This is a genomic window from Peribacillus sp. NJ4 (genome assembly GCF_030348345.1).
Taxonomy (GTDB): Bacteria; Bacillota; Bacilli; order Bacillales; family DSM-1321; genus Peribacillus.
In genome coordinates this window covers 87960-101607 of sequence record NZ_JAUCFQ010000006.1, presented here as the reverse complement: position 1 = coordinate 101607, position 13648 = coordinate 87960, and the positions used below count along the sequence as shown (strand labels likewise).

Genomic DNA, 13648 nt, shown 5'->3' with positions numbered 1-13648 from the left:
CCTATATTAATTTGCATGATTCCTTACCGAAGTCAGACTGGAAGCTTTTTCCCTGAATGCGGCTTCAGCGCCGTATTATATTTTGCCCGTTTCAGGAATTGCCCTTTTCCAGCCTCACCTACAAATTGTTTGTCTTTAATGACGAATTGACCTCTGGATAAGACGGAAACCGGTTCACCTGTAATTTCCATACCTTCAAACGCATTATAATCCACAGCCATGTGATGAGTATCTGCAGAAAGGGTCCTTTCCACTTCTGGGTCAAAAATGACAATATCAGCATCAGACCCTACTGCAATCGTCCCTTTTTTAGGGAATAACCCGAATAGTTTCGCAGCACGCGTGGAAGTCAGGTCGACAAATTGATTCAAGGTAATACGCTCTTTCTTGACGCCTTCTGAAAAAAGGATACTCATGCGGTCCTCAATCGTTGGACCGCCGTTCGGTATTTTCGTGAAATCTTCACGTCCAAGGTCCTTCTGTCCCTTAAAGTCAAAAGAGCATTGATCTGAGCCGATCGTTTGCAGCTGTCCCATTTTTAAAGCATTCCAAAGCACTTCCTGGTTTTTCTTCTCCCTTAACGGCGGGGACCATACATACTTGGATCCTTCGAAATGGGGCTTTTCGAGATAAGATTGGTCAAGGACCAAATATTGCGGACAAGTCTCCCCCCAAATATCCACCCCTTTATTTCTGGCCTCGATAATCTTTTCAACTGCATCTGCACAGGTGACATGAACGACATAGAGCTGACCGTTTGCCATTTCCGTCAGTTTAGCTGCCCGTCCAGTTGCTTCCCCTTCAAGCTCCGGCGGTCTTGTTAACGCATGATAAATTGGATCTGTGTTACCTTCAGCAAGCGCCTGCTTTGTAAGATAATCGATGACATCACCATTTTCAGCGTGAACCATGACAAGTGCACCAAGTTCCTTCGCTTGCAACAAAGTGCGGTATAGCGTGGCATCATCGGCTTGAAAAACATTCTTGTAAGCCATGAACACTTTAAAGGAAGAAATCCCTTCATTATCGATGATGCTTGGCAACTCAGACAATACCTCATCATTAATCTCACTGATCATTAAATGAAAACCATAATCTATGGCGGCTTTTTCATTGGCCTTTTCATGCCATGTTTCTATCGCTTTCTTTAACGGCACCCCTTTTTCGGTCAAACAAAAGTCAATGATCGTTGTCGTGCCTCCATAGGCAGCAGCAATCGTCCCCGTTTCATAATCATCCTTTGTCGTTGTCCCCCCAAACGGCATATCGAGATGGGTATGTGGGTCAATGCCTCCCGGAAAAATATAAGCACCTTTTGCATCAATGATTTCAGCCCCCTCAGCAGTCAGGTCCATGCCAATCATTGCGATCTTCTCATTTTCAATTAATATATCGGCTTGATACGTATCTGCAGCCGTAGCGATCGTTCCATTTTTAATGATTTTCTTCAAATTCGTCCCCTCCATCATTTTACGAAATCAACACTTTCACTGCCGATGCCCCCAAGGAACGATTGGCGTTCATTCCACGTCATTGGCGGTAATTCATTTGTCAATTCGATCATATCGATAGCCCCATCCACCGGACAAACGATCGAGCAAAGATTACAGCCTACGCAATCTTCCTCGCGCACTCGCAAGAAGGAGCTGCCTGACGTGTCCTTTAACATATCTATACATTGATGAGAAGTATCTTCACAGGCAATATGGCATTTGTTGCAGTTAATGCACACATCATTATTAATGCGTGCAACGACTTTATAATTAAGGTCTAAATTCCCCCAATCGGAATAGCGCGGTACTGACTTACCGACAATATCCATCACAGACGAGATCCCTTTTTCATCAAGATAATTGGACAGGCCATCAATCATGTCCTCCACTATCCTAAAACCGTGATGCATGGCAGCCGTACAAATTTGCACTCCCGTTGAACCCATCAATAAAAATTCCACTGTATCCTGCCAATTTGAAATGCCGCCTATTCCGGAAATGGGAACATTAATCATTGGATTCCTTGCACACTCTGCCACCATGTTCAATGCAATTGGCTTCACAGCAGGACCACAATACCCTCCGTGAGCTCCCTTTCCGCCTACATGGGGAATCGTATTCCATGAATGGATATCCACTCCTGCCAAGCTGTTAATTGTATTGATCATGCTTATTGCATCCGCACCGCCGCGCACCGCCGCTTCAGCCGTAACCGTAATGTCGGTTATATTCGGTGTAAGCTTGACTATGACCGGTTTGGATGCAGCTTCCTTCGCCCAATATGTTTGCTTTTCCACAAGTTCGGGAACCTGTCCCGAAGCAGCTCCCATCCCCCGCTCTGCCATACCGTGCGGGCAGCCAAAGTTCAATTCGTAACCATCAACCCCTACATCTTCTATTCGCTTGATGATCTCATGCCACTTTTCCTGTTGTGGCTCTACCATCACTGATGCAATGATTGCATGATCAGGGAATCTCTTCTTCGTTTCATATATTTCTTTCAAATTCACTTCAAGCGGACGATCCGTAATCAATTCTATATTGTTGAACCCGGCGACTCTCTGTCCATTAAAACTGACAGCTGCAAAACGTGATGAGACATTCAGGATGGGGTCACCCAATGTCTTCCAAACAGCTCCTCCCCAGCCAGCTTCAAATGCCCGCTGGACTTGATAACCCGAATTAGTAGGTGGTGCTGAAGCAAGCCAAAAAGGATTGGGAGATTTAATACCTGCAAGATCAATTGATAAATCAGCCATGTTAAGCCTCCTAATTTTCATAGTTATTAAGCAATATCCACCGCTTCGCTCATTAAAATCGAGTCAATTTCATAGGCAGTCTTCTTCCCTTGCTGGGCAGCTGAAACAACCATTGCTTCACCTTGGCCTTTTCCAAAGATCACGTCCCCGCACGCAAAAACTTTTTCATTAGATGTTCTGTAGGAATCTCCCTCCAATGTAACGACACCATCTTCATGTTGTATGCCAAACTGTTCAATCAATCCTATATACCTGGATTGGCCTATAGCACGAATGACTCCATCGACCGGTATGACGAACTCTGATCCCGAAATCGGGACTGGACGGCGGCGGCCATCATCCCCTGCCTCGCTAAGAACCATTTTCACACACTCGATGCCCGTTACCTGACCGCTTTCATCCGATAGAATCCTGGAGGGGTTAGTCAGCCAGTGAAACCCGACACCCTCTTGTTTGGCAAACTCATATTCAAAATCATAAGCTGTCATTTCCTTTTGGGTACGACGATAAATAATACTCACTTGTTCGGCACCCAGTCGGACAGAGCAGGTCGCTGCATCGATCGCCGTGTTTCCAGCCCCTATTACCGCCATCTTCTTCCCAATGAATTTATCAGTAATGGCCTCCGTTTTCGTTGCCTTGACGAAATCGATTGCATCATAAACTCCATCCAGATCTTCTCCTTCAATTCCAAGCTTCGGAACATCGGACATGCCAATCGCTAAAATGACCGCATCATAATCGGCAGTCAGCTGATTTACGGAAACATCAACCCCGACCCGTGTACTCGTTTTAATTTCAACATCCAAACTCTTCACTTGTTCGACTTCCCAATAAGAAATGCTCTGGGGCAAACGGAAAGACACAATTCCGTAAGTATTTAAACCGCCTGGATTTTTTTCAGCTTCGAAAATGGTTACACTGTAGCCAAGCAAGGCTAATTCCCTTGCTGCAGATAAGCCCGCTGGACCGCTTCCTACAATGGCAACTTTTTTGCCATTCTTCTTCCCGGCCTTGAACAGGGCTTGTTTATTTTGGATGGCCCAATCTGTGGAATAACGCTGGAGATCGCCAATCATTATTGGCTTTGTAGAATGGTTCAGGACACATGCCCCCTCACATAACTCTTCTGTCGGACATACCCGCGCGCAGCTGGCACCGACAGGATTGGCCGTCATGATCGTCTTGGCCGAACCTTTAAAATTACCTGAAGCTATCTTCTTAATAAAACTTGGAATATCTATCCCTGTCGGACAGGCTTGGATACATGGGGCGTCATAGCAGTATAAACATCGATTCGATTCTTCCAAAGCTTCCCTAGGGGACAAACCCCTCTCCGCTTCCTGAAAGTTAATCTCTAGGCCACCTTTTAACGGGCTAGTCATACTCATCCACTATTTCTCCTTCCAAAAATTTATTTTTTGAAAAATAAAAAGGGAGGATTTGCATCCATTACTCTAAAAAGACAATTCTCACACATTTAAAGGATTGAAAAATTTGCCACATGGTTTTCACCAATTTATTCAACAGACAGTCATGGCGATTTCCTTGCCAAAATTCTCTCGTTCCGTTTATTATTTTCTATCATTCTCTCACTGGCCATGCCTCGGTCCCCACTTCCTTCGGCCATAAAAAGCCCCCCTACTAATCTTAAAAACTCAAATCCCGATGATTATCTTAGAAATGAGTATTCTTTATTTTATAATGTTGAAAAGTAAGTTACATTATACAAAGTGTAAAGTATTGCCAGCTGTAAGGTATGCAATATGTAATATCCATGTTATATTTCCTAACAATAAATGATAAACATCGTCATTTTTCTACATTCAAACTTATTATTCATCATACCTAATGATATTCTTTGATGATTTGTTCCGAAAATCTACTTATCAACACTTTGTCCACATAAAAAAAAGCCCAGAAACTTTATTCAAGATTCCCTAGGACTTTTATTTTTATCCACAACTTATACACAAAATATATTGCTTTATTCTCTTTGTTTTCGCAGAATAGAAGCACATATACAAAAGTTATCCACATTTACCAATTTATTTTTCCACTTATCAACAAGCTGTTAACAACTTATCAACAACCAGTCTCATTCTTGATGAATAACGTACCGATTATATTTCTCATAATCTGTTTTCCTGCACTCAAGCTTAATTCGATATCCGTTTGCCTCATATTCAGTTTCCGTAATATGACCATTTTCATTGAAATAGGAAACCAGCTGTCCTTGATCAAATGGAATCAGCATTTCACAGTGAGTATAGTCGACAAAAATATGCTTGCGAATTTGATTGATCAATTCCTCGATGCCAACTTTGTTTTTCGCTGACATATATACAGAGCCACGATTCACCTGAGGGATTTCCAAATCGGTAAGGTCCGCTTTATTATAGGCAAAAATCGTTGGAATCCCTTTAATGCCTATCTCATTTAACGTCTTATCAGTTATCTCTATTTGCTGTTCATGATTAGGATTGGAAAAATCGACAACATGGATCAACAAATCCGCTTCCACCACTTCTTCTAATGTGGATCGGAATGCTTTCACAAGATGATGAGGCAATTTAGACACAAAGCCCACCGTATCCGTCAATAAGAATTCCTTGTTATCCGGCAGCGGTATGTTTCGTACGGATGTCTCAAGTGTAGCGAAAAGCATATCCTTTTCCAAAACCTGCTTCTCGGCTGTTGGATGGTACATCCCAATCAGAGCATTCATGATCGAAGATTTCCCTGCATTGGTATAACCGACTAAGGATACGACAGGGATGGCATTCCTTTTTCGCTGTTTCCTCTGCGTTTGCCGGTGTGCAACAAGGTCTTCCAGTTCTTTATTCAAAACACTTATATTTTCCTCGATTCTCCTGCGGTCAAGCTCTAACTGCTTTTCACCTGCCCCTTTGTTTGTACCGACTCCACCACTTTGACGCCCTAATGACTCCCTTAAACCAACGAGACGCGGGAGCATATACTGAAGCTTCGCCACTTCCACCTGAAGCTGCGATTCCTTCGTTTTCGCCCGATGCGCGAAGATGTCCAGAATCAAGATTGTCCGATCGATCACCTTGCAATCCATGTCCCTCTCCAGATTCCGAAGTTGCGAAGGGGAGAGCTGGTCATTAAAAATGACGACATTAGCTTCTTTATACTCAACGAGATTTTTTACTTCCTCAATCTTCCCGGTACCGATAAAATGTGATGAGTTCACCCGATGCAAATTTTGTGTGATGGTCCCTGCAACCTCTACCTCACACGCTTCCGTTAAATTGGCCAATTCCTCCATTGAATACTCAAAATCCTTTTGACCGTTGAGATTGACTCCAACCAAGATTGCCCTCTGCTGTAATTCCATCATTTCAAATCCTTTCCGTACATACCTTACTCCCTATATTATACTTAAACAAACCTACCATGCTTCTAAGTCAGCCACATTGTAGCATACTGACCATCTCTTGGATAACGATCTTGCCCAAGCAAAATGTTCTTATTAGAATTCCTTTTACTTAAAAGAAAATTCAACAAAAAAATAACAGACTGATTAGGACCTGTCATTTTATATCCTATTGATATTTTTACTATAAATTGACTATCATGATTTTTCCCTTGGTACACCCTTAACATTTTCAGTGCTCTGATCTATTTACGTTTTCAAAGGAAAAATGGATGCATTTTTTCAAAGTTTCACATGAAACAATTGGAAAGTGCATAAAAAAAAGCTTCCCAGCACCTTAATAAGCACCAGGAAGCCCATATCATTCTATTCTTTTATTCTCAGTAATCTAAGACTGTTCAATGTAACTAATAACGTCGCACCCATGTCGGCAAAAATTGCCATCCAAAGTGTTAACCAGCCCGGTGCTATCAATAATAACGCCAGGATTTTTATCACCAATGAAAACGTGATGTTCTGCTTAATGATTTTTAATGTTTTGCGACTTAAGCTGATTGTATACGGCAGCTTCGATAAGTCATCACCCATCAAGGCAATATCGGCTGTTTCCAGGGCCGTATCAGTACCCGCCCCGCCCATTGCAATTCCTACCGTGGAAGCTGCCAAGGCCGGAGCATCATTGACACCATCGCCTATCATGGCCACTCGATCATATTTTTGTTTCCATTGTTTGATGATGGTCAGTTTATCTTGTGGCAATAGCTCCGCCTCGATCTCATGAACGCCTGCTGCCGCTCCAATAGCTTTTGCCGTTCCGATATTATCCCCGGTCAGCATTATCGTTTTTTCAATGCCCAATGCATGCAGTTTCCGAATTGCTTCCTTACTGCTTTCCCTTATTTCATCTGCCACAGCAATAAGTGCCAGGAGCTTCATTTGATCGCCAAGCACCATCACCGTTTTCCCTGCATTTTGATAGCCGCTGATTAAATTAAGGACATCATCAGAGAATACTAGGCCTGCCACTTCCTCCAAGAGATGGGGTTTACCAATGTAATAGATTTCTTGATTGATTTTCCCTTTTATACCTTTACCCGTGATCGCAGTAAAATCCTCTACCACTACAGAATGATAATCCACATCATGATTTGCCGCCTTTTGAAGAATGGCCGTGGCAAGGGGGTGCTGTGATCTGCTTTCTAAAGCAGCAGCGATCGCTAACACCTCCTGTTCATTCAACACATCGGATAACACTTTGAAATCAGTCACTTCCGGTACGCCCTTTGTTAAAGTACCCGTTTTATCGAATGCAATCGCCTTTAAGGCTCCTGTTTCCTCCAAATGGACCCCGCCTTTAATCAACACACCATGTTTCGCGGCATTTCCGATAGCTGTCACAATGGCGATGGGGGTAGAAATGACCAATGCACATGGACAACCGACAACCAGTACAGCCAATCCCCGGTAAATCCATTCACTCCAATCCCCGTTCATCACAATCGGGGGTACCACGGCAATGGCCAAGGCTATAAGCATAATGGCCGGAGTATAGAATTTTGCGAATCTATCCACGAATGCTTGGGAAGGGGCCTTTTCAGCCTGTGCTTCTTCAACAAGGTGGATGATTTTTGCAATAGTCGTATCCTCGACTCGCTTCGTGACCTTCACTTCGAGCAATCCTTCACCATTTAAGGTTCCGGCAAATACTTCACCCTCAACCGTTTTAAAAACCGGCTCGGACTCCCCTGTAATGGCTGCTTGATTAAGTGTCGACGCCCCTTTCATGATCCTGCCATCCATAGCAAGTTTTTGACCGGGTTTAACGATCATGATGTCGCCCACTTCAATCTCATCAACAGCAACCATCATTTCGTGATGTCCTCTACGGATCAAGGCTTCTTTAGGTGCGATATTCATTAATGATTCTATAGATTTCCGGGCTTTATCCATCGAATACTTTTCCAGTGCTTCACTTATTGCAAATAGAATGACAACAGTTGCCCCCTCACCCCATTCACCCAGCACAGCCGCTCCGATGATGGCAACCGTCATAAGGGTGTGCATATCAAAGCGAAGTCTGACGAGGTTTTTCAACCCATTGACAAATAATGAATATCCGCCAACAATGATTGCAGCCGCATAACCGATTACCGGCATGATGCCTCCATCAGCATATCGATTATCCAATATCCAGCTGATTAGCAAAAGGATAACCGAGAACACCACTTTAATATTTTCTTTTTGCTTCCAAAATGGTTCCTTTTGCGTCACCCGTTCCTGCTCACCACGGATTCTCAGGTTATCAAAAGCACCCGCCTTTTCAATCTCTTCAATGGTCGCGCTACCCTGTACCGAAATCTTTGAAGCCCCAAAGTTGATTTTGGCATCCTCCACACCCTCCAGATCACGGACATTGTTCTCAAATTTAGCCGCACAGTTCGTGCAAGATAGACCTTGAATACGATATGTTTTTAATGGGGACTCAGCCATCGACCCTTACCTCCTGCTGATGTTCTAATGCAATGAGAATCAATTGTTTAATATGGTGATCGTCCAAAGAATAAAAAGCTAACTTTCCTTCTTTTCGGTATTTTACGATTGCATGTTTATAAAGGGTACGAAGATGATGTGACGTTGTCGCCATCGAAGCACCAATGATATTGGCCAGATCGCACACACATAATTCCTCGTCCGTACAGAGCGCATAAGCTATCTTTGCCCTATTTTCGTCGCCTATCACTTTAAACAGCTTCGACATGCTGGATATATTCACCTGGCTCATTTCTTCTTGAATGCGATTAACCTTCACTTCATCATGCAGGTGGACATCACATATATCTTTCAGTTCTGCCATCTTCTCACACCTCTCATTCAAATCTTCGTTTGATTATAATATAACATAATTTCCTGAATATTCAAATCCATATTTGAATGTTTACTATTCTTCCTTCTCCTTTTTAGATACCTTAACGAAAGTGCCCTATATGCCTTTATATGTGGGCCATCGTTTTTTGTTTCACTTCCCACGATTTTGATCCGCCCTTAAAGGGCAGGCTGTCCTCTTTCCAGGAACCCATCCAACCTTCCCGAATCTTCGTAACGAAACTTTTATCTTCCGGTGACAAAAAAAAGAAGGGACAGAAATTCCTTCATGCCCCTTCAATCCAATGATTTCAGTAATTCCCTAACAGTACCTTGATAAGTATTATATATTTAATTTAGTATTTTCTAGAAAAACTATGATATACTTAGTCAAACCTTTTTAAGCGTTTTACTTTACTTGTACCGTTTACCCTGCTTTTCGTTGAGCAGGGTTTTTTGTAATGTTTTTTTTCAAAACAAAAAAAGACAAATCCCATTACTAGGATCTGTCTTTTTTTGTTTTTGAAATTATGCTTTTTGAACGTTAGAAGCTTGAGGTCCACGTTGACCTTGTTCTACTTCAAAAGTAACTTCTTGGCCTTCGTCTAAAGATTTGAAACCTTCGCTTTGGATAGCTGAGAAATGTACGAATACGTCGTCTCCGTTTTCGCGTTCGATGAATCCAAAACCTTTTTCTGCGTTAAACCATTTTACTTTACCTTGTTCCATTGTTGTTGCCTCCTAGTGCATTTAAGCACATTGTATTACTATCCTTGCTCTAAGTCATCATCGAAAACGAAAAGTAGTACTTTTAGTATCCTTAGTACCGAACAAAAATAATTAAGACTAAGCATAACATTAAATGGCAGCGATTGCAAATGGTTTGGATAAACTTTTTTCAAGCAATTTTTAATACTCTATAAATTCACATAGAAATAATCTTGGTCTAATGTGACTCTATCTATTACAGCAAATGACCCACATGCCATTTCCACAAAAAAAACCTCTTCTAAACAACGTTAACAAGAGGGTTTTTTCACATCAAATATATCATTTTTCCGTAGTGAACTTTTCTACCATCCCCTCTAATATGGCCGATTCATTTGCTAACTCTTCGTTTTGCTCCTTCAATCCAGTCATTATGGTACTTTGTTGAATTGCCGCTGCCGATATTTGCTCCGTTGTTGCGACTCCTTCTTCTGAAATCGCTGCAATTTCCTGAATGGATGCTAGGCTTTCATCCGAAGATTCACTGATTTTTTTCGAATGGTTTGCTAATTGTTCTGTGCCTTTCAACAATTTCTCTACGGATTCGAATATCTTATTGAAAATCTCTCCATTGTTTTCCACTAAGGAAACACCATTTATTATATCCTGAAAACTTTCATCATTATTTTGGATGACTTTGGCTGTTTGTTCATTGATCCGCGTAATCGACTCCGAAATGATATCGATGGATTCATCTGTTTGCACAGCCAATTTTTGCACCTCTTGAGCGACTACAGCAAAACCTCTGCCGGCATCCCCCGCCTGTGCCGCTTCAATGGAAGCATTCAATGATAGCAGGTTGGTTTGGGAAGCAATGCCCCTTATTAAACCAATCACTTCGTTTATCTTCACTACATCAGCTTCCAGGCTCACCAAATTCACTTTATTCGATTGGCCGTTTTCCATGATTTTATCCATCTGGCTCGTTACATCCTGCACTTGTTTACTTCCTTGTTCAGCAAGTGTATTCGTATGCATCGTAAATTCATTCATTTCATTCGTTTGTTCGCTCATTAAACGGATTGTATCCGTTAAGTCACTGATCATATTGGAAATTCGGTCAATATGATGGGCACGTTCTTCTGAGGCTTTTGCTTCTTCCATTGTCCCAGTCACTATCTGCCCATAGGATTCCACCATCTCCTCAAAGGATTGTTGAGTGGACACTGTCGTTTGATTCATCGTTTGAGCGTGTTCACGGACATTCTGAATTATATGGGACAAACTTAATCTCATATCTTCGAATCCATTTGACAGATCGCCAATCTCATCCTGTCTACCAATGCGTATCGATTTACTTAAGTTCCCTTCTGCCATTTCATTCGTGTAACCTACAAGTTCATTAACGGGTCCCGAGATCTTTTTCCCGATGACAACGGCGCATAGCACACCTAATATAATGGCACTTGCAAGAAATAAGATATTATAGAATAACATTGTGCTCTTCAATTCATCAATGAATTTTGCATCCATATCGATTCCCACAATGGCGTCGGTTCCTTCGATTGGCGTAAAGTACGACTTGTGTGTGCCCCACTTATCTTTATATATTTCACTCAATACGTCTTCTTTTCCATTTATCGATATTGCCTGTTCCGGCGTGAAAGGGGATTCCACCATGAAATCCATGCTGCCGTTCAAGGCTACAATCACGTCGGCATCATTCACCCGCTTCAAAACATAAACGTACTCAATTCCCTTTTTATTTTCAACAAAAGCATCTAGCTGCCTCACAATCACTTCTCCCCGTTCCGAAGCATTCTTTATCAAAGTAGGGTTGAGGCTTGCTGCTAAACTGTGGGCATTTTCAGAAAGACGCTCATCGAATTGCGGAAGGACATGCTCATTGATCATTTTATTAGTAATATAGGAAAAGCAAAGGCCCATCGCCCCTGCGAAAAGTATGAATGGAATGATATAAAACAAGAATAGTTTTGCCAGTAAAGATTTTTTAGGATTCAGCTTTGAAAATCTCATTCCCATCCCCCCTTAGATAAAAGCCAGATGTTTTATAGTCAAATATGGTATTAAATCCAAATGAAGCAACTGGAGATTTTCGTTCAAATCCTCACTTCTATAAAATATGATTGCCATGCTCCGGTCATTTTGAAAAGGAAGCTGCCTATATTCCAAAACATGTTCAAATTCACGACAAAGTGCATCATGATCAATTCGTGCAACATCTTCCAGATTTATTTCCAGTGGTGCCTCTGCAAAGAAAAAGCTATATATATTATCGTCCATCTCTTCCAATATCCGATTCCAATCGGGTTTGGTACCTGAAAAATAATGTTCATACATATTCATCCCATACGCATGGTACCCTAGATCCGTTGTACCCGCTCCAGCAAAACGCAGAGGATTGATTTCGATAGGTATCACCCGGTTTCCTTTTTTGCGAATTTCTAAGTGTACAGGGTAATTCCTAAGTGGAAGGACCGTTAGGATATTCTTCATGAACTTTAGTGCATCATTATAGATTTCATTAATGGTCAACTTCGAAGTATAATAAATTCGATCGGAAGTATCGTAATCGTCCTTGAATAATCGTTTGAAGACATTCAAAATGACCGGTTCGCCATCTTGATTGTAATAACCATCAATGGCATACTCTTCACCCTGAATCCACTCCTCTATTAAAACGGTCTGGGAACCGACCACTTCTGAATCATATAATCCATCCGAATGAAGTAAATCCGCTTTAAGCTGGTTCACGGCTATATCCCAGTCCTGTTCATTCTTGACTTTATGCACCCCTACACTTGAATAGCCAATATTGGGTTTGATAACTACCGGAAACGGTATTTGATTTTTATCCAGATCACTTATCATGGATAAATCAATATCTTGGAAATAGAAATCAGGATATAAAGATTTCGTTAAATTCCGCACCTGACTCTTATCCTTCAATAACTTTGACCATATGTACTCATTGCTATTTGGTTGAAAATGACCTAATAATGTAATGCCATTTTCAGAGTTTGTAAGAATTCTTTGGCCCATTTCCATAGACTTGAAAAATTCAGTATCTTTTTGAATGTTTAGCTTTTCTGATGTTAATGTTTCTCCCCATTGCCCTTGTTCCAGCACTGGAATTTGTTGTTCCTCCAACACCTTTAGAAGAATTGGTGACACAATGGACTCATTCAAAATAATCATTTTTTCCACCTAACTTATTCTGTTTTTTGTATCTCCATATTTAATCGGTTAAAAGCGGTAAGTATTTAGCTTTTAAAGGTAATTTATTATTAACTTCACAATGAAAAATAAAATTTCAATATACCTTTTTACCTATCGACTCCAACTTAAAAATCATTTGAGGACATAGAAAAAGCCCAGATTTTTTGCTCTGAGCTCCATTTTCCTATTGGTCATGCTGAATATAATCCCTGGATGAGTATACATCTAGATGCCCTTTATTGGAAGATCGTCCAGATCACTATTGTGAAAAGCCTCCTGTAGCGGTACGGCTTATCTGATATCTGTAGAACTAAGATAAATCGAATCACCAAAAGAGGATCCAGTAGACTGCGCCACTCCTTGTACCTAGCCGTTTTATGTGGCATCTTATATTCTTCAATTCATTTGCCAAGGTCACTATACGATCTTCCAAATCTAAAAGGTATCCTTGGTAATGAAACAGGAGGGGGGGGGAGCAAAATATATAGTTATTCCACGTTCCTCCAAGTATTGAATGACAGCTGAATGATAATGCCCTGTAGATTCAAAAATGACCATAGGCATTTACCCTGTCACAAAAGCCTATAAAATGATCCAATTCCTCTCTTTTATCTTTCTTGAAAAACTTTTTCCATACGGTTTTGATTTATCTAAAAACGCCTGAAATTGGCTTTCTCCCTTTGCCA

At 41.3% G+C, this 13648-nt stretch carries 9 protein-coding genes; all 9 read right to left on the bottom strand.

Annotated elements, in window-relative coordinates:
* Window positions 1–32 precede the first annotated feature (32 nt).
* A complete protein-coding gene (hydA, locus tag QUF94_RS26630; protein ID WP_289318691.1) occupies window positions 33–1451 on the bottom strand; it encodes a dihydropyrimidinase in 1419 nt (472 codons plus the stop codon).
* Window positions 1452–1465: 14 nt separating this feature from the next.
* Window positions 1466–2752, bottom strand: coding sequence for an NAD-dependent dihydropyrimidine dehydrogenase subunit PreA (gene preA / locus QUF94_RS26625; protein ID WP_289318690.1), 1287 nt, complete (start codon window positions 2750–2752; stop codon window positions 1466–1468).
* A gap of 26 nt (window positions 2753–2778) precedes the next feature.
* Window positions 2779–4137, bottom strand: coding sequence for an NAD(P)-dependent oxidoreductase (locus QUF94_RS26620; RefSeq protein ID WP_421156999.1), 1359 nt, complete (start codon window positions 4135–4137; stop codon window positions 2779–2781).
* Between the two features lie 713 nt (window positions 4138–4850).
* A complete protein-coding gene (hflX, locus tag QUF94_RS26615; RefSeq protein ID WP_289318688.1) occupies window positions 4851–6116 on the bottom strand; it encodes a GTPase HflX in 1266 nt (421 codons plus the stop codon).
* Between the two features lie 402 nt (window positions 6117–6518).
* On the bottom strand, window positions 6519–8642 hold the full coding sequence (locus QUF94_RS26610; RefSeq protein ID WP_289318687.1) for a heavy metal translocating P-type ATPase: 2124 nt from the start codon (window positions 8640–8642) through the stop codon (window positions 6519–6521).
* Complete coding sequence (locus QUF94_RS26605) at window positions 8635–9006, bottom strand: ArsR/SmtB family transcription factor (protein WP_289318686.1); 372 nt, start codon at window positions 9004–9006, stop codon at window positions 8635–8637. Before QUF94_RS26605 ends, QUF94_RS26610 begins: the two co-directional genes overlap by 8 nt.
* Before the next feature lie 536 nt (window positions 9007–9542).
* On the bottom strand, window positions 9543–9743 hold the full coding sequence (locus QUF94_RS26600) for a cold-shock protein (RefSeq protein ID WP_034304915.1): 201 nt from the start codon (window positions 9741–9743) through the stop codon (window positions 9543–9545).
* A gap of 321 nt (window positions 9744–10064) precedes the next feature.
* Window positions 10065–11759 (bottom strand): methyl-accepting chemotaxis protein, encoded by a 1695-nt coding sequence (locus QUF94_RS26595; protein WP_289318685.1) that lies wholly within the window; start codon window positions 11757–11759, stop codon window positions 10065–10067.
* Between the two features lie 12 nt (window positions 11760–11771).
* Window positions 11772–12941, bottom strand: a complete 1170-nt coding sequence (locus QUF94_RS26590; protein ID WP_289318684.1) for an ATP-grasp domain-containing protein — start codon at window positions 12939–12941, stop codon at window positions 11772–11774.
* Window positions 12942–13648: the final 707 nt, after the last annotated feature.

What these genes read in the sequence shown, in the direction of transcription:
- preA (WP_289318690.1), bottom strand. Translation starts at nt 2,752, where the DNA reads ATGGCTGATTTATCAATTGATCTTGCAGGTATTAAATCTCCCAATCCT.
- QUF94_RS26620 (WP_421156999.1), bottom strand. Translation starts at nt 4,137, where the DNA reads ATGACTAGCCCGTTAAAAGGTGGCCTAGAGATTAACTTTCAGGAAGCG.
- hflX (WP_289318688.1), bottom strand. Translation starts at nt 6,116, where the DNA reads ATGATGGAATTACAGCAGAGGGCAATCTTGGTTGGAGTCAATCTCAAC.
- QUF94_RS26610 (WP_289318687.1), bottom strand. Translation starts at nt 8,642, where the DNA reads ATGGCTGAGTCCCCATTAAAAACATATCGTATTCAAGGTCTATCTTGC.
- QUF94_RS26605 (WP_289318686.1), bottom strand. Translation starts at nt 9,006, where the DNA reads ATGGCAGAACTGAAAGATATATGTGATGTCCACCTGCATGATGAAGTG.
- QUF94_RS26600 (WP_034304915.1), bottom strand. Translation starts at nt 9,743, where the DNA reads ATGGAACAAGGTAAAGTAAAATGGTTTAACGCAGAAAAAGGTTTTGGA.
- QUF94_RS26595 (WP_289318685.1), bottom strand. Translation starts at nt 11,759, where the DNA reads ATGAGATTTTCAAAGCTGAATCCTAAAAAATCTTTACTGGCAAAACTA.
- QUF94_RS26590 (WP_289318684.1), bottom strand. Translation starts at nt 12,941, where the DNA reads ATGATTATTTTGAATGAGTCCATTGTGTCACCAATTCTTCTAAAGGTG.